General features: G+C 70.4%; 19 protein-coding genes. 5 read left to right on the plus strand and 14 right to left on the minus strand.

The features are described 5' to 3' along the window. Together CLV71_RS22125 and CLV71_RS22130 are read right to left on the minus strand one after the other, a co-directional pair. The gene (locus tag CLV71_RS22125; RefSeq protein ID WP_133904749.1) at positions 1-1,038 is read right to left on the minus strand and encodes an amino acid--tRNA ligase-related protein; all 1,038 of its coding nucleotides are present in this window, start codon (positions 1,036-1,038) and stop codon (positions 1-3) included. A 2-nt stretch (positions 1,039-1,040) separates the two neighbouring features. Further along, a complete protein-coding gene (locus tag CLV71_RS22130) occupies positions 1,041-1,925 on the minus strand; it encodes a hypothetical protein (protein ID WP_133904750.1) in 885 nt (294 codons plus the stop codon). Between the two features lie 155 nt (positions 1,926-2,080). Between CLV71_RS22130 and CLV71_RS22135 the strand changes: the two genes are divergently transcribed. Together CLV71_RS22135 and CLV71_RS22140 are read left to right on the plus strand one after the other, a co-directional pair. Continuing rightward, on the plus strand, positions 2,081-2,626 hold the full coding sequence (locus CLV71_RS22135; protein WP_133904751.1) for a hypothetical protein: 546 nt from the start codon (positions 2,081-2,083) through the stop codon (positions 2,624-2,626). 18 nt (positions 2,627-2,644) lie between these two features. Next, on the plus strand, positions 2,645-3,442 hold the full coding sequence (locus tag CLV71_RS22140; protein ID WP_133904752.1) for an FkbM family methyltransferase: 798 nt from the start codon (positions 2,645-2,647) through the stop codon (positions 3,440-3,442). A 46-nt stretch (positions 3,443-3,488) separates the two neighbouring features. Here CLV71_RS22140 and CLV71_RS22145 read toward each other — a convergent pair whose 3' ends face one another. The 6 genes from CLV71_RS22145 to CLV71_RS22170 form a co-directional block, all read right to left on the minus strand. Then, positions 3,489-4,853 (minus strand): ATP phosphoribosyltransferase regulatory subunit, encoded by a 1,365-nt coding sequence (locus tag CLV71_RS22145; protein ID WP_133904753.1) that lies wholly within the window; start codon positions 4,851-4,853, stop codon positions 3,489-3,491. Between the two features lie 31 nt (positions 4,854-4,884). Then, a complete protein-coding gene (locus CLV71_RS22150; protein WP_133904754.1) occupies positions 4,885-5,898 on the minus strand; it encodes an LD-carboxypeptidase in 1,014 nt (337 codons plus the stop codon). A gap of 3 nt (positions 5,899-5,901) precedes the next feature. Next, positions 5,902-7,965 (minus strand): methyltransferase domain-containing protein, encoded by a 2,064-nt coding sequence (locus tag CLV71_RS22155; RefSeq protein ID WP_133904755.1) that lies wholly within the window; start codon positions 7,963-7,965, stop codon positions 5,902-5,904. A 49-nt stretch (positions 7,966-8,014) separates the two neighbouring features. Beyond that, positions 8,015-8,884, minus strand: a complete 870-nt coding sequence (locus CLV71_RS22160) for a ParB/RepB/Spo0J family partition protein (protein ID WP_243866627.1) — start codon at positions 8,882-8,884, stop codon at positions 8,015-8,017. A 668-nt stretch (positions 8,885-9,552) separates the two neighbouring features. Then, entirely contained in the window at positions 9,553-10,104 is a 552-nt protein-coding gene (locus CLV71_RS48545; protein ID WP_208297684.1) for a hypothetical protein, read from the minus strand. Next, complete coding sequence (locus CLV71_RS22170; protein WP_243866628.1) at positions 10,104-11,201, minus strand: pyridoxal phosphate-dependent aminotransferase; 1,098 nt, start codon at positions 11,199-11,201, stop codon at positions 10,104-10,106. Before CLV71_RS22170 ends, CLV71_RS48545 begins: the two co-directional genes overlap by 1 nt. Before the next feature lie 82 nt (positions 11,202-11,283). Between CLV71_RS22170 and CLV71_RS22175 the strand changes: the two genes are divergently transcribed. From CLV71_RS22175 to CLV71_RS22185, 3 genes are all read left to right on the plus strand, one after another. Continuing rightward, positions 11,284-12,690 (plus strand): aminotransferase-like domain-containing protein, encoded by a 1,407-nt coding sequence (locus CLV71_RS22175; protein WP_243866629.1) that lies wholly within the window; start codon positions 11,284-11,286, stop codon positions 12,688-12,690. Between the two features lie 119 nt (positions 12,691-12,809). Next, a complete protein-coding gene (locus CLV71_RS22180) occupies positions 12,810-13,220 on the plus strand; it encodes a hypothetical protein (protein ID WP_133904758.1) in 411 nt (136 codons plus the stop codon). 127 nt (positions 13,221-13,347) lie between these two features. Then, a complete protein-coding gene (locus CLV71_RS22185; RefSeq protein WP_341771653.1) occupies positions 13,348-14,586 on the plus strand; it encodes an NAD(P)/FAD-dependent oxidoreductase in 1,239 nt (412 codons plus the stop codon). 31 nt (positions 14,587-14,617) lie between these two features. Here CLV71_RS22185 and CLV71_RS22190 read toward each other — a convergent pair whose 3' ends face one another. The 6 genes from CLV71_RS22190 to CLV71_RS22215 all read right to left on the minus strand — a co-directional run bounded on the left by CLV71_RS22190 (position 14,618) and on the right by CLV71_RS22215 (position 23,299). Beyond that, positions 14,618-19,429 carry a DUF6531 domain-containing protein gene (locus tag CLV71_RS22190; RefSeq protein ID WP_133904760.1) on the minus strand — a complete coding sequence of 1,604 codons (4,812 nt, stop codon included), beginning with the start codon at positions 19,427-19,429 and terminating at the stop codon, positions 14,618-14,620. Next, positions 19,429-19,740 carry a type VII secretion target gene (locus CLV71_RS22195; RefSeq protein WP_133904761.1) on the minus strand — a complete coding sequence of 104 codons (312 nt, stop codon included), beginning with the start codon at positions 19,738-19,740 and terminating at the stop codon, positions 19,429-19,431. Before CLV71_RS22195 ends, CLV71_RS22190 begins: the two co-directional genes overlap by 1 nt. A 17-nt stretch (positions 19,741-19,757) precedes the next feature. Beyond that, positions 19,758-20,276, minus strand: a complete 519-nt coding sequence (locus CLV71_RS22200) for a YbaB/EbfC family nucleoid-associated protein (protein ID WP_133904762.1) — start codon at positions 20,274-20,276, stop codon at positions 19,758-19,760. A gap of 453 nt (positions 20,277-20,729) precedes the next feature. After that, a complete protein-coding gene (locus tag CLV71_RS22205) occupies positions 20,730-21,086 on the minus strand; it encodes a hypothetical protein (protein ID WP_133904763.1) in 357 nt (118 codons plus the stop codon). A 156-nt stretch (positions 21,087-21,242) separates the two neighbouring features. Beyond that, complete coding sequence (locus tag CLV71_RS50685) at positions 21,243-21,347, minus strand: pentapeptide repeat-containing protein (protein ID WP_166664207.1); 105 nt, start codon at positions 21,345-21,347, stop codon at positions 21,243-21,245. Between the two features lie 125 nt (positions 21,348-21,472). After that, positions 21,473-23,299 carry an eCIS core domain-containing protein gene (locus CLV71_RS22215; RefSeq protein WP_133904764.1) on the minus strand — a complete coding sequence of 609 codons (1,827 nt, stop codon included), beginning with the start codon at positions 23,297-23,299 and terminating at the stop codon, positions 21,473-21,475. Positions 23,300-23,498 lie beyond the last annotated feature (199 nt).

Genomic DNA, 23,498 nt, shown 5'->3' on the forward strand with positions numbered 1-23,498 from the left:
TCAGGGATCGATCCGCTGGCCGTTGAACCGCAGCAGCAACGGGAGGTCGCGGATGTCGTCGTGGCCGGTGAGCCAGAGGACGAAGCGCTCGACGCCCATGCCGAAACCCGAGGTGCGCAGCGGTGTCAGCTCCCGCATCCGCACGTACCAGGCGTAGGCCGACTCGGTGACCTCGTGCAGGTCGAGCGCCTCGCGGACCTCTGCCGCGGTCTCGTGCCGTTCGCCGCAGCCGACCGTCTCGCCGATGCCGAACAACAGGTCGCCGTTGCGTGCCCGGTCGCGGTCGCCCGGCTCGAAGGCCTGGTAGAACGGCACGGACAGGTGGTCCATGTGCGTCACCCAGACGAACTGCCCCACCAGCTCCATGAGCCGTCGCTCACCCGCTCGGGTCAGCGAACGGGTCGCCGTACCCACACCGCCGACGAACTCCTCGCGGTCGTCGAGGAGGCGGGCCGCCTCGTCGAAGGTGAGCCGCCGGAAGGCGTCGCCGTCGAGCGGGACCTTGAGGTGGTCGTTGCCGCCCGCGAGCCTCGCCACGAGGTCGCCCGCCTGGTCGAGGAAGGTCTCGGCGAGATGGCGCACGTAGTCGTTGACCGTGTCGACGCAGTCGTCCAGGCCGCCGGTGAACTCCGCCTCGCTGTGGAAGAACTGGCACAGGTGTGTCTGGTCGGCCTGCTCTCCCCGGAACGAGGGCATCACGTAGTAGGAGGGGCCCGGCGTCAGCCGGCAGGTCAGCTCCAGCAGGAACTGCATGGAGTCGGCGAGGTAGGTGTCCACTCCGGACACCTGGATGGCGACCGGTATCGAGTCGCTGCCCCTGCCCATGGGGCTGGAGACCGAGCCGGTCGTCAGCGGCAGATAGGCGGCGCGGCCGTCCCGAGAGCGCCAGAAGTCGACCGTCGCGGTGTGGAAGAGGTCGGTCAGCTCGAACACGTGCCGGTACCACGGATCCTCGAGGACGGTGAGGAAGTGCGTGTCCGGCGTCCGCCAGCTCGACGGTGGCCGGATCCGGGCCGAGTTGGTTCCTTCAGGAGACATCGTCACCTCTTGGTGGTCAGTGATTTCGCGATTCGTCGAACCGTGCCACGCGCCTGGACGCGGCGAGCCCACGTCGTCATCCGCTTCGGCGCCACGAACAGCGGTACCGAGAACCAGGACAGGTGCCAGAAGGAGATGTCCATCGTCGCCTTGACGGCGCCGTGGAAGACGGCCGAGCCGAGCCCGAGCAGCCTGCGGTGTCGCCAGAACACCAGCAGCAGCGGCACGAAGGAGAACTCGAAGGCCATCGTCGCCGTGCTCGCCGCACGTGCCAGCCGGAGGTCGGCGGTCGACAGGTGTTTGCCGAGCGGCGTGCCCAGCTCGGTGAGTGCGCCACGCAGGGTGCGCCCGTCCGCCCAGCGCCAGCCGGTCCCGACCAGTTTGGACACTCCGGACTGGAGGTAGGTCCACGCGAAGCAGGCCTGGAGCAGGAACAGCACGACCGAGGCCAGCTCGTCGTCGGCGGCGTCGCCTGAGCTGTCCATGATGGACAGTGCGGCCAGGAAGACGTTGAGGTGGCTGTTGTAGCTCCACGCCCTGTCGTGGAACCTGACGACCTCGCGCTGCAGCAGGGCGAACGAGATGTTGGCGGCCAGCTTCACGGCGGGGTTCTCGACGCCGACCGACCAGCCGACCGACGACACCGCGGCGATCACCCTGAGCAGGTCGTAGGTCGCGGGCGTGAGCGTGGCGCGTGCGGTGGACCGCCCCTCGGCCCGGTCGAGCAGCCTGCCGTACTCGGCGACGAAGTCGCTCGGCGGGAGGTGGCGTACCGTCCGCGCGACCGCGAGCCCGGTGGTCATGCGGCACAGGGCGAGCCTGTCCGCCGCACCCGGTTGTGCGAACACCATCTCGTGCAGCCGCTGCGCGATCACGTTCCCGCTCATTTCTGGACTCCTGCCGATGATGCCCGAAAGATAGTTCGACGGGGTAATTCTGTCCATTGTTCGCGCCGGTACTTGAACAGTGTCGAACCGCGTTGACGCACCTCCATGGGAACCATAGCCTGGCCCAGGAATCAATTGCCGAGTTCGGAGCAGTCATGACCCGCGTCAGGACCGGGGCCGCCGTGCTGCTGGCCGCCGGGATCGCACACCTCGGTGCGCAGCTGTGGCACACGGTCCGCAACCGGAACCGCTGGCCCTTCTGTGCCTACAACATGTTCAGCTACTCGCTGCCGGACCGGTGGGAGCAGTTGCGGGTCGTGCTGTACGACACGCGCGGCGTCAGTACCGGGCCCATGGACCCGTTCGGACTGCTGCCCGTCGAGTTCTTCCGCATTGTCTCGATCGTCGAGCAGGTATTCATCACCAGCTCCGACACGGCACTGCGCACAGAATTCTGTGAAAGCACGGTCCGGCTGCTCAACAACGGCGGTTGGCGCGATTTCGACGAGGTCAGGACGAATGCGCGGTCGGCGAGCGGACTGCCGGTCGCCGCCTTCGACCTCTACCTCGTCGAGGTGGACGCGGTGCGGTGCGACCCGTTCGACCGCGCGTCCGTGTGTGGCGCCACCCTCCTGCACCGGCACGACCCGCGGGAAGTGGTCCGCGATCAGGAACCGGGTTGGCGGCTTGTGTCGCCGTGAGGCGTGGAGGGCCGTGAGATGACGTTCACCGAGACCAGCGTGCGCACCGAATGGGGTGCCGAGCTCACCGTGTTCGCGGAGGACGCCAGCCATTTCGGCGACTTCCTGACGACGGGCGTGAGCTGGGCCCACGAGACCAGGCTCCTGCGTGAGCTCGTCCTGCCGGGGATGACAGTCTTCGACGTCGGCGCGAACCTCGGGTACTGCGCCTCGCTGTTCGCGGACCGCGTCGGGCCCGCCGGACTGGTCGTCGCACTCGAGCCCGAGCCCGTCATGGCCGACCTGCTGGACCGGAACATGCGCTCCAACGGGCACGAGTGCGTCCGGGTCGTTCGTGCCGCGGCCGGTGGCGCCCCCGGCACGACGGCGTTGTGGCGCAGCGGCACCAACCTGGCCTGCCACTCGACCAATGTGGACCTCGTGCCGGCCGTCACCGGTCGGGTCGAGGTGTCGGTGACCACGGTGGACGACCTCGCGGGACAGTGGGGTGCGCCCGACGTCGTCAAGATCGACGTCGAGGGCTGGGAGTGGTCGGTCCTGTGCGGGATGCGGGCGACGCTGCGTCGACACCCGTTGCTGTGGCTGGAGTTCTGGCCGGACGGCCTGCGCGCCAACGGGCACGACCCGCACGGCCTGCCGCGGGCGCTGGACCGCGCCGGGTACGACGTCACCATGGTCGACCTGCTCACGGGGGCGCGCACGCCCGCGACCGACACCGACCCCGTCGCCTACTGCGACCGGATGGGCGAGGACTTCCGCCGCGCGGGACGCACGGACCTCTACGGGATCGTCTACCTGCTGGCGCGGCCGAGGTGACGGCTTCCCGGGGTCGCGAGTGGTCTCGCGACCCCGGGAGCCGTCGTCAGGCAGGTCGGTGGGCCTCGAAGAAGGACTCGACCGCAGCCACCAGGTTCGCGGGGCTCTTGTGGCACTCCTCGGGCGCGGACAGGTCCCGCACGGTAGGCACGCCGCCCTCGCCCACCTCGACCAGCACGGCGACCGCCGAGTCGGCCGCGAGCCGGACGGCGCCGTCGGAGTCGACGACGTCGAACACCGCCCGCGTCGCGATGTTCGCCCCGCGCAACTCCCGCACCGCCCGCAGCACGCCGTCCTCGCAGCCGTCGGCGGTCGGCACGACCACGGTGGTGTTCCCGCGGATCTCGACCTCTCGGGAGAGGCCGTCCTCACGCAGCAGGCCCATGAGACGAGCGAGCCCCACCGACATGCCGACACCCGGGTAGTCGCGTCCGTTGATGTGCCGCAACAGGTCGTCGTACCGGCCACCGGCGCCTATCGCGCCCCAGTGCTCCCGACCCGTGGCGAACGTCTCGAACACGGTGCCGGTGTAGTAGTCGTGGCCACGCGTGATCGAGAAGTCCACGACCAGGTGGTCGGCAGGCATACCGAGGTCGGCGGCCGCCCTGAGCACCGTGTCCAGCTCGTCGAGCCCGGCCGTGTCGGCGCCGCGGTGGACGAGCAGGTCCCTTCCCTGCGCCAGGGTCGTCGCCGCGGTCAGCCGCCCGAGGTCGGTCGCCACCGTCGCCGAGAAACCCGCGGCCTGGAGCTGGGCGGCGGTCTCGGCAGGCTCCTGGCGCTGCCCCTTGTCGAGGATCTGCACGATCGCGCGTGCCCGGTGCACCCGGATCCCGTGACTGTCCAGCAGCGCGGCCAGCACCTTGCGGTTGGAGGCGCGCACCGTGAAGCCGTCGACCCCGATGTCGCGGAACGCCGACACCACCGCGCAGGCGATCTCCGCGTCGTACATGAGGCTCAGCTCGTCGCGGCCCACGACGTCGACATCGCACTGGTAGAACTCGCGCCAGTGCGTCGCCGTCGGCATCTGTTCGGCCCGCCAGACCTTGTTGATCTGGTAGCAGTGCAGCGGGAAGGACAGGTCGGCCGAACGCTCGGCGATGAACCGGGAGACCGGCACGGTCAGGTCGTAGCGCAGGCCGAACTTCGTGCCGGTGTCGGACTCCGGCGGTTCGACCACGGTGAACGCGAACTCGGGTATCCCGCCGTCGAGGTACTGCGCGCCACCCGCGTTCAGCACCTCCTGCCGCTGCACGGCGGCGGTGTCCAACGGCAGGAAACCGCCGCGCTCGAAGCCTTCGCCGATCTGCCGGATGATCCTCTGCTCGAAGACCACGTCCCCTGGCAGGGACTCCGGGAAGCCGGGCATGGAGATGTCCAGCCGCGGCGTGTCCTGTGTCTGGTCGATCGTCATCTCAGCGCCAATCCTGTCATGCGGTAGGGGGTCAGTGCGGTCCGAGCAACGTGAGATCGGGTGCGCGGCCCGTGGGGCACGTGAGCCGTGCCAGGCCCCCCACGGGCAGTGTCGTCATGGGTTCGGGGTGCCCGATGTCGTACCCGGCGGCCACGGGCAGTCCAGGCGGGACGATGTCGCGCACGACCTCGTCGTAGTCGGCGAACCCGCTCAGGCAGGCCCTCGGCCTGCCGATCTTGCCGAGGACGACTCCGGCGGCGTGGTCGAAGACCCCGGCGAGCCGCAACTGCTGGAGCCGCGCGGCGAACTCGTCCGGTGCGATCGCCTCGGTCTCCAGGAAGACGATGGCGGCGGCGGGCACCTCCCAGAAGGGGGTGCCCGCCAGCAGGGACAGCGCGCCGAGGGAACCACCCCACAGCGTGCCCTCGACGGTGTCACCGGGCGACACCGTGCGCGCGCGTTCACCGCCCGTGTTCGGCGTGCGCCGCCTGGTGTCCTCCTTGTCCCACCAGAGCATCTCGTCCGACCACACCGGGGCGGGCACGACCGTGTGCTCGGACCACACGCCGCCGGTCACCAGGCGGAACTGGTCGCGGGTGTACTCCCACGGGCCGCCGGCCTCGCCCCATTCGGAGACCACCATCGGCCCGTGGAAGGTGACCAGGTCCGACCGCGCGGACACGACGGTCAGCAACAGGCTGAGGTCGCTGTAGCCGATGATCGGTTTGGCCGCCTCGGCCACCAGCCCGAAGTCGATGTGGGGCAGGACGGTCACCATCGTCCAGCCGCCGACCGCGGCCACCACCCCGGCGCATTCCGGATCCACGAGCTGACCGTGCAGCTCGTCGGCGATCGCCCGAGGCGCGAGGGTGGTGACGCCGTCCGCCGCCGCGCAGGACGGCAGCGCGCGCACGGCGAACCCGTCCGCCGCCAGCGCCCGCACCCCTCGGCCGAACCGGTCGGGGAACATGCGTGGGGCCGGTGAGCTCGGCGCCCACACCGAGAGCCGGGCGCCGCCGACGAGCGGGGCAGGCCAGTGCGGCACGGCCTACACCAGACTCGAGGTGAACAGCTCGGGCTCCACGTCCACCGGCTCCTTGCGCACCAGCATGACGCTGAACCCCATGTGGCGAAGGTTCTCGCGGAACAGCACCATGTGTTCGCGGTACTTCCGCGTCAGTGCCGCGCCGGCGTCGGCGCCGAGCTCGGCAAGGTGCGGGCGGGCGAGGATGTCGGCCACGAACCGTTCCACCTGGGCGACCGGGATGTCGTCGAACCGGTAGTCCTGCCGCCAGTACGCGTGGCGTTCGCCGCCGACGAAGAAGTCGAGCCAGAAGTCCCGGTACAGCGGTTGGAGGTCGACCTGGATGGCGGCGGAGACCGAGGCCACGAGCTCTTCGGTGGGCTCGTCCACGTAGTACATGGGGATCGCGCCGACGAACCCGCCCGGCCTGAGTACCCGGACGTACTCGGCCAGCGCGCGTTCCCGGTCCGGGATGAGGGAGGTGACGTTGCCGCAGAACACCATGTCGAACGTGCCGGTCTCGTAGCCGGTGTCGGTGGCGTCCTTGCGTTCGAACTCGATCAGGTGCGCGACGCCCGCGTCCTCGGCTCGCCGCCGGGCCTCGACCAGGCTCTCCTCGTTGATGTCGATCGCGGTGATGCGGCAGCCGACCAGCTTCGCGAGCTCCACGGCGGTGATCCCGGTGCTCGTGCCGATCTCCAGCACGTGTGACCCCGGCCCGAGGAACCCGTGCTGTGCGAGCAGCGCGATGCTGCGCAGGCCGCCGGGTGGCCGGTTGGTCTCACGCACCACCCCGATCAGCTGGTTGTAGTTCATCGCCTCGATGTCGTGTGCCTTCAGGTCCTGTCGTCCCACTCGTCTCTCCGTCTGTTCGGGGTCTTCGACCTCTACTTCGAGTTCCTTGATCACCGTGCGCGCGAGCAGGTCGTACTCGTCGGCGCTGTCCGCGCCCAACACGACGAAGGCGCACCACTCCGACGGGTGACGGAGCTCGACGTGGTCGCCGGGGCTCCTCAACCGCTGTGCCCGCAGCACACCGGCCACCTCGGTCATGCGTTCCTCGGTGGGGATGGCGGTGATCCGGCCGGAACGGGCGGGCCGCAGGTGCAGTGCGCCGAGCCTGCGCCGGGTCGGGTTCGCGGCGGGGATGGTCCCGAGCAGCAGGCCGTGTGCGATCGCGCGGTGCACGTCGTAACCGAGGTACTCGCTGAGCACACCGCCGATCCAGCCGCCGCCGAGCCGCGTGGCGATCTCCGAGAACACCAGCTCGCCGTCCGGCCGCTCGAACAGCTCGAGATGGGTGGCCGCGCGCCGGATGCCGAGCGCCTCGTTGACGTCGTGATGCAGGTCGCGTATCCGGTGGTACAGCTGCGGTTCGTCCTGCTCGGTGAGCACGACGCTGCCGTCGGCGGGGGCGCCGTCGGTGCCCGCACCCGCCATCAGGGCGAGCCGGGTCTGGTAGTACCGGCTCACCACGAAGAACAGCGGCTCCCCGTCGTACCAGAGCGCGTCGACGTGGAGTTCCCGCCCTGGCACGAACTCCTCGGCGATCAGCTGGCCGGACTTCAGGTGGGGGTCGAGCACGACCCCCGACAGCACGGCGTCCAGATCCCCGGGTGCCTCGACGCGCGTGGTGCTCATCGTCCCGAACCCGGCGGCAGGCTTGACCACGATCGGGAACCGGAGGCCCTCGCGGACTCCGCGAAGCTGTGCCTCGTCGTCCCGGTCGGACAGTGACCGCCAGGACGTCGTGCGGATCCCGGCGTCCCCCAGCCGGTCCTTCATCAGGCGCTTGTCGCGGAAGGCGACGTGTGCCAGGGGATCGGCGTCCAGCCCGAGGAGCAGCCCGAGGTACCCGGCGCCGAACTGGCTGAACTCGGTGAAGCTGATGATCCGCTCGACCGGCACGCCACGAACCGCCAGGTCGACGGCGATGGCGGCGATCTCCTCGATCGAGTCGAACTCACTCACCCGGTAGACGTGCTTCGCCCGCCCGAGCATGTCCGGGTCGGGGTTCATGTACCGCACGTCGAAGGCGTCGAGGATCACGTAGGTGTCCGAGGTGACGGCGAGCACCGAGCTGAGCATTTCGGCGCTCCACTTGCACACGACGACTGCCACCGTTTCCCTCTCTTCCTCAGCAGCCGGCGTGCCGCAACAGCACGGCCGGTTGTCCCGCGTCGAGCGCCTCGGCGAACTCCGCCCACCGGCGGGAGTTCTCCCTGGCGAGCCCGACGACCAGGCCGGCGAGGTGCCCGGGGACGGCGGCAGCGGCCTCTTCCCAGTCGGCGTTGGACATTCCCTCGCCGAGAGCACGGAGAAGCCAGCGCCCGTGCTCGCTGAAACGCAGTACGGGATCACTGCGGAGCACCCGCAGCGACGAGGTCACCTCGACATCGGCCATCTCCGCCGCGACGGCGGGGCTTCTGGTGCCACGCTGCTCGCCCGCGCGGACCTTCGGCGGGATCGGGTCGTCGCCCCGGCGCAGCCTGGCACGGACGTCACGCACCGTGCCAGGCGCGATGCCCGCGACACGGGCGACCTCCCGCAGTGACGCGTCCGGGTTGTCCTCCAGGTAGAGACGTGCGGCCTCCCGGCCCGCGGCCGTGCTCAGCGGGCGTGTCCGACCGTCCCTGCCGATCCTGCTGTGCAACTCGGGAAGCTCCGTGGTTGCACACGCCCGGATCCCGGCGATCGTCTTGCTCGACAGCCCCGTCACGGCCGCGATCGCGCCGTCGGACCAGTGCGCGTGCGTCAGCACGATCCGCCGCACCGCGGCCCGCCGGTCCGCGTCGGACAGAGGCAGTCCCCGGTGCGTGTTGGCGAGTACGGAAAGGACGAACGCATCTCGTTCGTCGCCGTCGAAGAACGTGACGGAAACGCGCTCCTCCCCGCGCAGGTGCGCCGCGCGCAGGCGGTGCCGCCCGTCGATGACACACATCGTCGGCCGGTGCACGACAATCGGCGGCAGCGGAATGTCGGACTCGGCAAGCGTCCTGACGTGCACCGGATCTGTTCCGCTCGTCCGCGGAGACGGTATACCTGTTTTCAGCACACTTATCTGGACCGTCGCGTGATGCAAGGAAACTACCGCCATTCCTGATGGCCCGCACTTCGCGGTGAAACGAGCCGTGACGATTGTCATGAATAGTCGCGCAGAAGGGAAAGTTCGCACAGGGTGCGGCGGCTGTCAAGCAAGCGCGATCCGGTCTTCCGCGGGTGGCGAGAGTGAGATGCAAGAGCGCGTCCGCAGGCCGTGACGGGCTCCGTTCAAACGGAAGTGGCTGGCCAACTCCGCGCTGTGGTTGGGAAGCGGTCCCTCTGGCGGCGGTGGGGCGATGGCATGAACCGGCCACGCGCTGTGGTCGGCAGAATGGCGACTGGCACCAACGTGACAATTTCAGGGGTTGATTCGTAATAGGTAATGCCGGTGAGTCCAGTTCGGACTGGTAGCTGCCTCGGCTCCGACTGGACCCCTTTTCGTTCGACATGGCTGATGTCGACGGGATCGACATCAGCGGGGGTCGTGCTCGGGCGTCGTGGAGGGTCGCGACCCGTGGGTCGTTGTGGGTCGTTCGACGGACGCGAGCTGTCAGTTGATGTTGCTACGCTCCCGGATCGGTGTGGTGATCGGATGACGGCACAAGGGAGTGGAGTCTGGAACGTCTTGAGCGGTCACCTGGGAGGTGCGTGCTCGGCGAGGACCGCGCAGAGTCGGTCCACGTCGGACTCCGTGGTGCGCCAGTTGCTGAAGGCCACGCGGAACCCGGGCGTGCCGTCGTACACGGTCGGGGTGATGACGGCCTCGCCGCTGTCGGCGACGGCTCGGACCAGCGCGTCGACGCGCTCCTGGGTCGGGGCCTCGGCGAGGGTGGGCGCACGTTCCAGGTCCACCGCCGCCGAGTCGCCGCCGCTGACCGCGTTCTGGTCGTACACGCTGGTCAGCCAGTCCCCGGCGACCGAGGCCGGTGTGGCGCCGCCGGTGACGAACCCGAAGTACCTCGGCCCGGCACTGCCGGAGAACCACGGTGCCCAGTGCCGCTCGAACCGGCTGAGCGCGCCTGCCGCGCCGCTACCGGACTCGGGCACCGGCGCAGCAACCACCTCGGGTGCCTGTGCGGCTACGGGGCGGGTGGCCAGGCCGGCGAGCACCCGTCTCGCGGTCGCCACGGCAGCCGCCAGCAGGTCGTCGAAGGTGTGGAGGTCCTCGGTGAGCTTCTGGTCCATCAGTTGCCTCCGGTGATGGCGTCGCCGAGTCGGTCGAGCGCGGTCGTGAAGTCCTCGACCGGCAGGTGACCGAAGCCGAGCCGGAACACCCGGTCCTGCTCACCGAACCACGAACCGGGTGCGACGCGCGTGCCGTTGCGGGCGAGGCGGGCGTAGAAGGCGTCCGTGCCGCGGTCGGCGGGCAGGCGCAGGCAGCACAGGGCGCCCCCGTCCGGCCGGACGATCTCCACGGGCACCGTCCGGGTCCAGTCCAGGAGCTCGGTCAACGCCTCGGCCAACCGCCTCGCCCGCGTGGCGAGGATGTCGGTGCGCCGCCGGAGTACCTGTGCGGCAAGGAACTCCTCCGCGGTGGGGCAGGCGATGGTGGTGTGGAACTTGGCCTGCCGAAGCCGTTCGTACAGCCCGGCGTCGGTCGTGGTCAGCCAGCCGATCCGCAGCCCTGGCGCGCCGTGCGCCTTCGACAGCGACGAGGTCGTGACGAGTCGCGACGACAGCCCCGCGACCGACCGGGGCACCGGGTCGTCGCCATAGGTGGACTCGCGGTAGGTCTCGTCGACCAGCACGACCGCCGTCGGCGCGCGGTCGGCCACCTCGGCGAGCACCGCACGCAGCTCGTCGTCGGTGAACCGGACGCCTGCCGGGTTCTGCGGTGAGGCGAGCGACACCAACCGGGTACGCGGCGTGAGCGCGTCGGCGATCCGGGACAGCGGCAGCCGGTAGCCGTCGTCGAACGACAGCGGCACCACGTCCACCTGTGCGCCGAGTCCTTCCGGGACGGTCCTGGTCGGCGGGAAGCACGGTGTGGCGAGGAGAACCCGGTCACCGGGGCCGCAGATCGCCTGGGCGAGCAGGAACATCGCCTCGATCGCGCCGACCGTCACCAGTACCTGTGCTGCGGCCACACCGGAGCTCGCGGCGATCAGCTCGCGCAGCTCGGCGTCGCCGTGTGTCGTGCCGTAGCCGAGTGTCAGCTCCGTCAGTTCGGCCGGGTCGGCGAGGTCGCCGAGGCGCAGCGGCGGGCTGGTGCTCTCGGCCAGGTCGTAGCGCACCGGGCGATCGATCAGGGCGGTCATGCCGCTGGACTGGAAGGTGGTCACGGTGTCCATCGTCGAAGCGGGCCCGCTGGTGCGGCAGGGCCAATTCGGCTAAATTGGTTTGCTGATGGAGCCAATTGGGTTGGTGGAGCGTCTCGGTCGCTGGTCGTCGGGCCGGGGCCCGCTGTACGTGCTGCTCGCGACACGGATGCGCACGCTGATCGACGACGGCGAGCTGCCGCCGGGCTCGCGGCTGCCACCGGACCGTGTGCTGGCCTCGGCGCTCGCGGTCGGCCGCACCACGGTCGTCGCCGCGTACGATCAGCTGGCCGTGGAGGGCCGGATCGTGCGCAGGCAGGGCAGCGGCACCAGGGTCGCCGGTGCCGCCTCGGCACAGTCCCGCACCACCACTGAGACGCCCATGTTCCTGCACCTGCTCGAACAGCAGGACGGGGTGATCATGCAGGGGTGCGCCGCGCCCGACCGGCCACCGCCTGAGCTGGTCGAGGCGTACACCAACATCCTGCCGCTGCTGGCGGACACCGTGGGCGACATCGGCTACTACCCGATGGGGCACATCGTGCTGCGCCGTGCGATCGCCGAGCGGTACGAGCGGCGTGGCGTGCCGACGACGCCGGACGAGGTGCTGGTCACCTCGGGCGGCCAGCAGGCGCTTTCCCTGCTGTCACGTGCGTTGCTGTCGCCGGGCGACCGCGTCCTGGTCGAGGCGCCGACCTTTCCCGGTGCGTTGGAGGCGTTCCGGGAGGAGGGAGCGGTGCCACGCGGGCTGCCGGTCGGGCTCGCCGGGTTCACGAACGCCGTCGCGGAACACCGTCCCGTCCTCGCCTACGTCGTCGCCACCTTCCACAACCCGACCGGCGCCGTGCTCCCCGCGCTGCAGCGGCGGCGGCTGGCGGAGACCGCGCGCGAGAACGACATCACGCTGATCGACGACGAGGTGCTCGCCGATCTCGGCTTCCCGGGTGAGCCGACACCGCCGCCGCTCGTCGCCTACGACGACCACGTGATCACGGTCGGCTCGCTGAGCAAGGTCATCTGGGGCGGCCTGCGCATCGGCTGGGTCCGCGCGCCGGCGCGGGTGGTCGCACGACTGGCACGGTTGCGGGCCGTGAGCGACCTGGGCGGCAACATCCCGGCGCAGCTCGCCGCCGCGGACCTGGTGTCGCACCTGGCCGTGCCGCAGCGGCGGAGTGCCGTGGACCGCAGGGCGCAGTACGAGCACCTGCGTGCCGAGCTCGCCAGACACCTCCCGGACTGGCAGGTACCCACCGTGCCCGGCGGCCAGACGCTGTGGGTCCGCCTGCCGCACGGCGACGGCACGTCGTTCGCCCAGACGGCACTGCGGCACGGTGTCGCCGTGCTCCCGGGCACCGGTCTCGACGCGGAGGGCGGGAGCACGGACCACATACGCCTCCACTTCGTCGCCCCACCGGACCAGCTGACCGAGACCGTCCGCCGCATGGCCACCGCATGGCACGCCTACGACCACCAACCCGACCACGTCCCCTCGATGCCGACCATGGCGATCTGACGATCGGTTACCGGGTGCGCCAGCGGTGGCGACCAGTCGTCGGCGTCCGTTCAGTCCTAGCGGCGGCAACTTGGGTGTACCTACCCTGTCCGTTGGGGGAAAACGGAAAGGGGTCTCAAGTGCGCAGGATCCTGTCGTTGTTCGCCGCCGTTGTCGCCGCCGTCGGTCTGAGCCTGGTGCCGTCCGGATCGGCGTCGGCACTGGGTGGTGAGTCGCTGCTCTGCCGAGTCGTGCCGGTCACCGGGAACCCGCCGTTCACCCAGACGTGCAGCAACCGGACGCTGATCAACGGGACCTACAGCGCCGGGTTCCACGTGTTCAACACGTCCGGTAGCTACGACAGCATCAGTTGGGTCGTGCCGAGCCCCTACAGCTCGGTCGGCTGCGGCGGGTTCGACTGCTCCATCGACATGAGCAGCCGGTCCGACCAGACCGTCACCGTGCAGGTGGTGCTCACCCAGGCCGGCGTGTCGGTGACCCTGTCCGCGACCGCGCACATCAACGCGGTCTGCGGAGGCCGGCTCTGCTAGTCCGGGTGTCGGCCGGCTGAACTCGAGCCACGTGCGCGAACACGTTGGTGTGCAGGTTCCTCCTGGATGGTTCGGGCTCGCCCGCGGGGGTATGACCACCCGGGATGCCTGTGGAGGGAGGGGCCGGGTGGACGTGGTCGTGGTCGGCGCCGGGCTGGCGGGGCTCAACGCGGCGTGTCAGCTGCGCGAGGCCGGGTTGGACGTGACGGTGTGCGAGGCGGCGGACGTGGTGGGTGGCCGGGTGCGCACCGATGTCGTCGACGGGTTTCGGCTCGATCGCGGCTTCCAGGTCCTGCTGCCCTCGTACCCCGCGGTTCGGGCGCTGCCCGGGCTGAGGACGCTGCGGCTGCAGCCCTTCACGCGCGGGGTGGCCGCAGAGGGGACCGGCGGACGGCTGGTGCTGACGCCACCGTGGCAGCGACCGTCCGGGTCCGCGGACGTGCTGCGCTTCGCGCTCGGCCGCCCTCGGGACGCGGTCGCCGTCGGGATGTTCTCGGCACGTGACGTGGCCGCCCCGGCCGACGTCCTGCGTGCGCTGCCGAGGCGGACCACCTCGGCCGGGCTTTCGGATGCCGGCGTGTCGGACAGGACGGTCGAGGACGTGTTCCGGCCGTTCCTGGCCGGGGTCTTCCTCGACCGCGACCTGGCGACCTCCTCCCGTGTGTTCCACCTCGTGTGGCGCTCGTTCCTGCGCGGCGGTGCCGCTCTGCCCGCGTCCGGCATGGGTGCGTTGCCACACCTGCTGGCGGCCCGGCTCGACCCGGGGACCGTCCGCCTCGGCACGTCGGTGAGTTCCGTGACCGACGACGGTGTCCGCCTGGGATCGGGTGAGGTGGTCAGGGCCCGTGCGGTCGTGGTGGCCACGGACGGCACGACCGCGGCCCGCCTGTTGCCGGGTGTGCCCGCGCCGAGCTGGCACGGGGTCACCACGTACTACTACCGGCTGCCCGCGCCTGCCCCGGAAACCGGCGGCACGCTGCTGGTCGACGGCACGAGTGGGTTGTTGGTCAACACCGCGGTGGTCAGCAACGTCGCGCCGGGCTACGCCCCGCCGGGGCAGGCGCTGGTCGCGGCCTCGGTGCCCGAACGGCTCGACGAGGACGGACTGGAGACGGCGGTGCGGGAGGGACTCGCCCGGCTCTACGACACGAGCACCCGGGACTGGGACCTGCTGGCGTCCTACGCGATCCCCGAAGCGCTGCCGGCGATGGGACCGGACCACCCGCTGCGTCGGCCGGTGCGGGTGGCGGCCGGCCGTTACGTCTGCGGCGACCACCGCGACACCAGCTCGATCCAGGGCGCTCTCGTCTCCGGCCGCCGCGCCGCGGCCGCCGTGCTCGAGGACCTGGCTCGTTCGACCACCTGAGGCTCCTCGCCTCGCGTCCGGGGTTCTGCGGCTACATGCGTTCGCCTGGCGGGACGTTGAAGCGGTTGCCGCCGACCGTGTCGTACGTGCCGTTGGACGGGCCGACGTGTGTCTCGCCCACGGTGTTCAGGTTGGCGTCCTCGGTCAGGATCTCGGTGTTCCGGTTCGGGTAGTACTCGGCGTAGGAGCTGTTGCCGTTGGGGTCGTGGTAGTACTGCGTGCCCGAGTAGTCCGGGCGCACCATCGACTCGGTCCACTGACCGTTGGGCCGTTGGGTGACCAGGGTCGTCGAGCCGTTCTGCTGGTCGTGGGTCATCGTCCACTGGTTGCCCTGCGAGTCCACGCCCTGTACCGGGTTGTGCCCGAGGCTGGTCTGCGGCGTGCCACCCGGGGTGAAGGTGTGGATGCCGTCCGGTGACCCGACGTGGACGTTGGTGCCCTGGGCGTTGGCGTAGCCCTGGAACTGCGTCTGGCAGGAGTTGCACATCGGCCGGGTCACCACGACCGGGTTGTGGCCGTGCTGGCCGTTCCACGCCTGCAGCTCGGCGTGCGAGGCGTTGTACTGGCCCGGCACGCCGCCGTCGAAGGTGTGCGGCTGGAACGGCGTGGTCGAGTTGTTCATGATCGTCTGCGGCGGGACCGTGTCGAACCGGCCCGGGGGTGAGGTCCAGCCGCTCTGGTACTGGTTGTAACCGGTGAACGCGTTGGTCTTCTCGCCGGGGTAGTGCCCCTGGTTGTTCAGCGTCTGGCACGCCGCGGGCATCAGCCCGAGCGGGTCGGCCGCGGCGGTCGGGTTTCCCGCGTAGGCGCGCGGGTTCGCCGACGGGGTCAGCCCGAGCGGGTCGTGCGTCGCGTACCGGCCCACGAGCGGGTCGTAGTAGCGGTGCACGTTGTAGTACAGGCCGGTCTCGTCGTCGTGGTACTGGCCGGGGAACCGCAGCGGTGTCCCGGCCGGGTTGGGCGCGCCACCCCACAGCGTGGTGTCCTGGTGCCAGTCGAGCCTGCCTGCCGGGTCGACCAGCTCGGTCGGCGTGCCGACCAGGTCCGTCACGATCGCCTGGAACCGCTGGTCCGTCCACCGCGCACCGGCCGCCGCCCGCGTGGTCTGGCTGATCGCGCGGTGGCCGGGGGCCCAGTGCCACACCAGCGCCGCCGCACCGTCACGCACCTGCTCGGCCACCGTCGTGCCGTCCCAGGTGAAGTCGGTGCGCTCGAGCACCGAGCCGTCCGGGGCGACCCGGCGCTTCCACACCCGACGGCCCAGCGCGTCGTAGCCGTAGCGCCACCGGCCGGCGGGCGTGTCGGTCCACACCAGACGATCCTCGGCATCCCAGCCGAACCGCCAGGTGTCGACCTGCCCGGGACGGGTCACCTCGCGCAGCACCATGCGGCCCTCGGCGTCGTAGCCGTACCGGACGTTGCCCGCCCGCAGCACCAACGTGCCCCGGTACTCACGTGGCCCGTGGCCGTTCTGGCCCCGGTGCGACTGCGCGTGCACTAGGTTGCCCGCGGGGTCGTAGCCGTAGTGCTCGGTGCCGTGCGCACCGCGCACCACGGTGACCCTGCCCGCCGCGTCGAGGTCGAACGTCCGCCCGCCGGTGAGCTGGTCGTCGACCGACGCCAGCCGGCCGTCTACCCGGTAGTGGTAGGAACGCCGTTGCAGCGTCGTGGGGTTCGCTCCGGCGAGCACGGTCTGCGAGGTCAGCCGGTCGGCCGGGTCCCACTGCTGGGCCACCAGCACGTCGCCGACCCGCCGCTCGACCTCGCGCCCGGACGCGTCGTAGCCGAACCGGATCGTGCGGCCCGCGGTGTGCAGGGCGGTCGGGCGGCCCGCCTGGTCGTGCTCCCACGCGCTGAGCGCGCCGGACGGCGTGCGCCTGCCGACCCGGCGGCCAAGGGCGTCGTAGCGGGAGGACAGGACGCGCCCGTCCACCGCCTCGGACAGCACGCGCCCGGCGGCGTCGTAGGTGATCACGAGGTCCGCGTCCACTGTGGTGGCTCGCACGACCCGGCCGACGCCGTCGTAGACCAGGCGTGCCGAACCGTCGGCGTGGTTGCGCGCCACCACGCGCCCGCGTGCGTCCCGTGTGTAGCGGACGACCTGGCCTGCCGCGTTCGTGCGCGCGACGAGCTGCCCGGCGGCGTCGTAGGCGTAGCGCACGAGCCGGCCGTCGAAGTCCTGTTCGGACAACAGGTTCCCGACCGGGTCGTAGGTGTAGCGCCACACCCGGCCCTGCTCGTTGGTGACCGTCGTCGGCCGCAGTTCGGTGTCGTAGGCGAACTCGAGGCGCGTGCCGTCCGGCCGCACCTCGGCGACCGGGAGGTCGAACGTGCCGATGTCGACACGGGTGACCGCACCGGCGGCGTCGCGTGACTCACGCAGGTTGCCCTCGCCGTCGTGGCGCAGCACGACACGCGTGCCGTCCGGGTCGACCCGGCTCGCAGGCCTGCCCTCCGGGGTCCACGTGAACAGGGTCTGCCCGCCGAGCCGGTCCACGACCTGCGCCTTGCGGCCCAGCTCGTCGTAGGCGTAGCGGGTGGTCGCGCCGTCCGGGCCGGTCGCCGAGACGACCAGGCCCAGCAGGTTCACCTCGTAGGTGGTGGTGCCGCCTGCCGCGTCGGTGACCGTGCGCAGGTTGCCCAGGTCGTCGTAGCCGTACGTGGTCCGCCCGCCCAGCGGGTCGACCACCGCGGTCAAGGCGCCTGCTGGGCTGTACTCGCGCCGCCACACCGCGCCGTCCGGGTCGACCACCGACACCAGACGACCGAAGGCGTCGTACTCGCCCAACGACCGGGTCCCGTCCGGGTAGGTCACCGCGACCAGGTTGCCGCGCTCGTCGTAGGTGTAGGAAGTCGTGCGCCCCAACGGGTCCGTGTGGGACACGCGCTGGTGGTGCTCGTTCCACCCGAAGGTCGTCGCGTTGCCGAGCGGATCCGTCTCGCGCACGACCCGGTAGCGCTCGTCCAGGTGGTAGACGGTGGTGTGGCCCAACGAGTTCGTGGCACGGGTGATGCCCGGCTCGTACGCCATCGCGTAGTTCAGGTAGCCGCCCGCGCCCTCGGCGCGCACGCACCGGTTCGCCGAGTCGTAGAAGTAGCGGTACCACATGCCGTTGCGATCCTCGCAGCGGACGATCCGCTCCTGGTCGTCGTACTCGAACCTCAGCGCCGTGCCGGTGGAGTTGACGACCTCGGTGAGCCTGCGCGCGGCGTCGTACCTGAGCTCGGCCAGCAGGACGTCGTTGTCCTGACGGGCCAACCAGAACGCGGTTACCAGACCGTCGCGGCTGTCCACCCGGACGCGGTAGCCGCCGGAGTGCACGACCTCGACGACCGTGCCGTGCTCGTCGCGGCCGAACTCGATGCGCCGGCCGTTGGCGTCGGAGACGGCGCTGATGAGGCGTTCCCGGCCGGTGGTCGCGGCGAAGTGCAGGATGCGGTCCTGCTCGGGCAGCAGGATGGCGTAGCCGCCGGACGCGGTCCTGACCAACGGGCGGCGCGGGCCGTTGTCCGGCAGGACCTCCTGGCCCTCGGCCGGGTGCGGGTAGAGCAGGAGGGTGCCGTCCTCGGCGGCGAACGCGACGCCGGTGTCGTCGACCTCCAGTCGTTGGTCCACCGTGGACGACCAGGAGCGGCCGAACGAACGTCCGAGGCGGTAGTTGGACAGGTGGGTGCGGGACAGGACCAGCGGGAGCGTGGAGTCCAGCTCGACGTCGGTCTGCGACAGGATCATCCAGCCGGTGGTGAGGTCGATCGGGTCGCCGCAGGAGGGCCGGTTCTCGACCGGGTTGTCGTGCGCGCCCTGCGGAGTCGCGTCTCCCCGGATGCTCCGGTCGTTCCTCGGGGGATCGCCCTTGGGTGGCGGGGAAGGGCTGCTCCCGGACGGGGGCGGGCCGGACGGGTCGGCCCCGGACGTGGACGTCGAGCCGTTGTCGCCCTTGGGAGGCGGGGGCGGCGGATCGTTCCTGGGCGGCGGCGAACCGTTCGCGCCGGCCGCGGAGGTACTTCCTCCGCCGCCTGAGCCGTCGGCGTGGTGCCCCGGCGGCGGACCGCTCCGGGTCGGTGGCGGGGTCGAGCCGGACGGGGTGCGCTTCAGCTTGGCGAGCTTGGCGATGATCTCGTCGAGCTTGTCGATGATCTTCCTGATGCGTGGTGCGACGTTGCCGATGGTCCTGACGAGCTTGCGGATGACGTCGGCGACCCGGGAGACCGTCTTGGCGATGGCGGCGGTCGCCTGCGCGACGACGACGGGAGTGGCCAGTCCGAGAGTGGCCGCCAGTTCGAGAGCCCAGGAGATGAGCCGCCCGACCAGCTCGCCGACGAGGTCGCGGATGAACTCGCGAACGAACGCGACGACCTCACCCATGATCATGACGCCGATGGAGATACCGTCGGCGAGAGCCGCCGCACCCTGGATGGCGTCGGCGGCCTCGGCGCTGTGGGTGCGGTAGGCGTCGCCGGAGGCGCCGGTCCAGCCCGCGGTGCCCGCGTTGGTCTCGTTGAGGAAGTCGGTGGCGACGGCCGCGACCTCCGTGGCGACGTTGCCCCAGGTCTCGGAGAAGGACTGGATGACCGGCGGGTCACCGGCGAACCAGTCGAGCGCCTCCTTCAACGGCTGTACGTGCTCGATCAGCCAGGACACCCCGTAGGACGCGAGTGTCCCGATCGGATCGATGGCCATGGACAGGACTTCCAGGCCCACTCCGACCGCCGAGAGGCCGGCCTCGACCCAGTCGCCGTTGCTCACACCGTGCGCGAGGCCCTGCGCGGACTCGGCGATGCCGATCCCGGTGACCGCCGTCGTGGTGTCCTGCACGGGTGCGACGAGCGGGTTGCCGTCCATCAGAGCGCCCCTTCGATGCCCGTGTAGGTGCGGGCCTCGGCGCTGTCGGTCTGGTCGTAGGACGTCGCGGTGTCGCGGACCTTCCCCGCGGTGTCGGACAACGCGTCCGCGGCGTCGCCGAGCGCGCGCACACCGAGTTCCTCGAAGGGTTGCAGCAGCAGGGCGAACGGCTGGCAGACCACGCCGTAGGCGCTGTTGTCCATGGTCACCGCCCTGGCCGCGTCGACGGCGGTGCGCAGCCGGTCCGTCAGCCCGTCGACCCTGCCCGCGTGCGTGGCCAACTCGTCCGGAAGTACTTCGTAGCCGTCCATGCTTCCCCAGCCCGGTTCTATCGGTCGAGCAACGCCTCGTCGCCGAAATCGTCATCCTCGTCGTCCGGTGTGGACGGTCGTGTCCGGCGCGGTGGTGGTGGCGTGGGCTGGGGGGCCTCGTCGTCGGTCTCGACCTCGCCGAGACGCGCCGAGGGTTCCTCGTCGTCCTCCGGTGGTGGGGGGAAGTTGCGCTCGGCCTCGGCGACGATGTGCGCACCGGCCGGGTCGTCGCCGACGGTCTCCGCCATGATCTCGGCAAGCCGCTGCGGATATCTCGACTGCGCCTTGCGGATGGCGGCCATGACGTTCGCCGCGATCTCGTCGGGGGACATCTCGCGCACCCGGTCGGTCATCGCGATGTCCGTGGGCAGCCCGTTGTTGCCCACCGTCGCGCTCACCGCGCCGTCGGCCACCGACTCCGTGATCGCCACCTCGGCCACGCGGTCGGCCATGTCCTGGAACTTCGCCGCCTTCTCCACGGCGTCGTGCTCCCAGTTGTCCAGCATCCGAAGCGTGTCCGCCATCGGGTCGCTCACGACGTGTCCCCTCGCAGGCCGGAAGAAATAACGGCCATCCAACCCTTTACGACGCTGTACCGTGTCGATGGCATCCGTGTGGTCTGGTCGGATCGATGCGGTCGACTCCCCCTTCGCCCGCCTGTCCTTCCGTGGTACACCTTGGCATGAACCGCAGTCGCGGTCCAGATCCGGTGCGCGCGGGACCCTGCGATATACCACGGCTCACCGTCAGCTCTGTGGAGGGGACCGGTGAGTGCGCAGTTCCCGGGGCCACACCCGCCCCTCTCACCCAGATTGCCCCCATGTGGGCATTGTCCGCCCCGGGTACCGAATGGCGCCCACGAAAGTGTGAAATCCCACGGTCCCACCGCTGCCGATCATGCGTCGGTCGATAGTTTCGGGGCGGTGGTGCGCGCGGGGCGGCCGGTGCGCCGTGCGCACCAACCGCCCCGGTCGGTGTTCTCCTCGTCGTCAGGGCTGGACGATGCTGGAGCACGGGTCCGCGCTGACGGGCTGGTCCTCGCAGACCTTGAACCTCAGGACCCTGCCGAAGGTGGCGTTGCCGCAGCCACCGCCGCTGCTGTCGAAGATGCGTTGGGTCCCGGTGTCGGTGTCGAAGACCCCGTACACCCTGTTGCCGTCCTGCTCCATGTCGCAGACCTCGACCCAGGTGCCGTTCGACGAGGCGTAGCTCGGGGAGCCGGGCACCTGGACCGTGGCCATGATGCCGACGTCGGCCGCCGCGGTCGACGCCAACGTCACCGAGGCCACGACCGCGCCAACGACGAGGGCGGCGGCACGACGGGTGGACCACATTCCTGTTCTCATCGGATTCTCCCCTTGGTAGATGTGGGACCAATCTCCTTGTGGCCCAAGCCTTGTCGAGGCGTGGTAGCGCGAGAAGGGGTCGCCCGTCTCCGTCTCGCCAGGCGACGACAACTGTCGAACGGCTACCACCGGTGGCCCGTGGTGTTCTTGTCGACGTCAACGGACATCACCCGTTTCGAGGTTCGCGCCATGGAGGTGTGCGGCACCGAGGTCGGCGCCGTGGAAATTCGCTCGGCTGAGGTTCTGCTTGTGCGACAGCAACCTGATCGCGCGTCGCGTTCACCGGGAGGCCGGTGACGATCAGTGCGCCTGATCGCCGGTCGATCATGAGCTGTCCCTCGGCGGTGCGGCGCTGTCCACGGCGCGTAGACCCGGGACAGCCGTGTTCAGCTTCGTCGTTCCTGGCGTTGTTGTTCGGCCAGGCGCAGGGTTTCGACGTAGAGCGGCGCCTGTTGGTCCACTCCCCAGCGGTGCAGGTACACCAGGAGCTGGTTGAGGACGGTGTCGTACTCCACGAGCACGCCGCTGTTCGGTTTGGTCAGGTCGGCGAGGCGGATCAACTCGTCGTAGGTTGGCGCGTCGATCTTGTTGGACGACTTGTAGAAGGCCGCGTAGTCCTTCAGCCGGTCCCGGAGTGCGTAGTCCAGCTTTCCCTCGAACAGACTCTGTTGGCCCGCGGTGAGACCCTGTTGTGCGTTCAGCAGCGTGCGCAGGTTGTCGATGTCCGCCGCGCGCCGCGCCGCCAACTGCTTGATCTCGTCGTCCTCGAGCCCTCGCTTGAACAGCAGCAGGACCGGGGTGTTGTCGTACGCCTCGCCCGCGTCCACGTGGGTGAGCTCGTGCGCGAGCGAACCCAGCCGGTCGGTACCGCCCATCGGCTGGTTCACCGGATTCTTCAGGGTGTACTTCATGGCGGCGCCCGCGGGGGAGAGCGTGGTGCCGGGCCTGCCGTTCTCGAACTGGGTGATGCTCTGGTGGACGAGCAACTCGGTCAGTATCTCGCGGGTCACCTGTGGGACGGTCTGGTCGGTGCTCATCCGGGTGAGCTCCCGCAGGTCGTCGCCGATGAAGGGGCGCAGCGCGTTCTGGTCCATGTCGGCGGCGACGAGGTTCATCCACTCGCCCAACTTCGTGCTGACGGTGGCCAGGTCGCTGTCGTCGGCCGCGTTGGTCCGGTCGAGCTCCGTGACGACGAGGTCCTGGGCCCGCTGCAGGTGGCGCAGTTTCGCGGTCGGGTCGGCTTCCTGGTCGGCCGTGTTCAGCACCTGGTAGACCGCCAGGTGGCCCGTGGCCCGCTCGAGGGTCTCCTGGACGACGGCGAGGAGCCTCAGGTCGTACGACTCGGTGTGGCTCTCCTCGACGAGGACATCGACCGTCGCCTGGTGCTTCCTCTTCGTCGAGGTCGTCAGGTAGGTGTCGGCGGCGTCTCTGAGCACCTCCAGCTGCGCTCGCCTGGCCACGTAGTTGTCCTGTGCTATGGCGTGGTAGGCCACCAGTGCGGCCTCGACCAGCTCGATCTTGTCGCCGCGGCCGCGGAACGTGCCGCCCTTGGTGCGCTTCTTGAACTGCTCGGCGGTCATCAGGCGCGCGACGGGTGTGCCGTGGCTCGACGAGCCCGCGGCCTCCGTGATCGCCGGGGACCCGCCGCCTACCGCCTGGGCCGCGACCCGTATTGCCTCGCGCTCGAACCGGTCGGACGGGTCGCTGACCGCGAGGCCGTCACCGGCGTCCGTGCCCTCGACCGGACCCGAGCGCTGCTGGACGACGTGGGTGAGCTCGTGCGCGAGTGTCCGCCTGCCGGTCTCGGACGCGGTGTCGTACCGCCCCTGCCGGAACACGATGTGCGAGCCGGACGTGTACGCCTGCGAGTCGACGGACTCGGCCGACTCGTGTGCCGTGTGGTCCGTGTGCACGCGCACGTCCGAGAAGTCCGCGCCGAGCCTGGCCTCCATGTCGGCACGCACCGGCTCAGGCAGCGGCCGTCCCGGGGTCCGCAGCACGTCGTGCACCGCGGCGCCCGCGTCCTGGTCCTGCCCGGCACGGTCCCGCTCCGCGTCGAGCAGCCTGCTGACCGCGACGTTGCCGATCACCTGCTGCAGGCCGACGACCGACGCAGGCCGCAGGTCCGTCGGAAGGTCGGGAGTCGGCGAGTCCGTCCGCTTCGTCCGGTGGACGGGTGAGCGGTCCTCGCGCTGCTCCTCGTGTTCGTGCATGTCGCTCCTCCGGGCAGAACGAGCCTCGTGACCTTCACCCAAGCGGGTCGCGCGGGGTGTCGGACAGGGCGAAACGGGCAGACCCGGGGAAGGACCGCTGCTCGTCCTGCCCGGGCGACCTCGCGTGCCGGGTGGACTCGGGCCGATGGCCTCTGTCGTGGTCGGCCGCGGTCAGTAGGCTGACCCACCCAGCAATCGA

The sequence above is a fragment of the Actinophytocola oryzae genome (assembly GCF_004364325.1).
Taxonomy (GTDB): domain Bacteria; phylum Actinomycetota; class Actinomycetes; order Mycobacteriales; family Pseudonocardiaceae; genus Actinophytocola; species Actinophytocola oryzae.

Excerpts from the sequence above, each read along its gene's own strand:
- CLV71_RS22125 (WP_133904749.1), bottom strand. The coding sequence starts at position 1,038 with ATGTCTCCTGAAGGAACCAACTCGGCCCGGATCCGGCCACCGTCGAGC.
- CLV71_RS22130 (WP_133904750.1), bottom strand. The coding sequence starts at position 1,925 with ATGAGCGGGAACGTGATCGCGCAGCGGCTGCACGAGATGGTGTTCGCA.
- CLV71_RS22135 (WP_133904751.1), top strand. The coding sequence starts at position 2,081 with ATGACCCGCGTCAGGACCGGGGCCGCCGTGCTGCTGGCCGCCGGGATC.
- CLV71_RS22140 (WP_133904752.1), top strand. The coding sequence starts at position 2,645 with ATGACGTTCACCGAGACCAGCGTGCGCACCGAATGGGGTGCCGAGCTC.
- CLV71_RS22145 (WP_133904753.1), bottom strand. The coding sequence starts at position 4,853 with ATGACGATCGACCAGACACAGGACACGCCGCGGCTGGACATCTCCATG.
- CLV71_RS22155 (WP_133904755.1), bottom strand. The coding sequence starts at position 7,965 with ATGCTCAGCTCGGTGCTCGCCGTCACCTCGGACACCTACGTGATCCTC.
- CLV71_RS48545 (WP_208297684.1), bottom strand. The coding sequence starts at position 10,104 with ATGGACCAGAAGCTCACCGAGGACCTCCACACCTTCGACGACCTGCTG.
- CLV71_RS22190 (WP_133904760.1), bottom strand. The coding sequence starts at position 19,429 with ATGGACGGCAACCCGCTCGTCGCACCCGTGCAGGACACCACGACGGCG.
- CLV71_RS22195 (WP_133904761.1), bottom strand. The coding sequence starts at position 19,740 with ATGGACGGCTACGAAGTACTTCCGGACGAGTTGGCCACGCACGCGGGC.
- CLV71_RS22205 (WP_133904763.1), bottom strand. The coding sequence starts at position 21,086 with ATGAGAACAGGAATGTGGTCCACCCGTCGTGCCGCCGCCCTCGTCGTT.
- CLV71_RS22215 (WP_133904764.1), bottom strand. The coding sequence starts at position 23,299 with ATGCACGAACACGAGGAGCAGCGCGAGGACCGCTCACCCGTCCACCGG.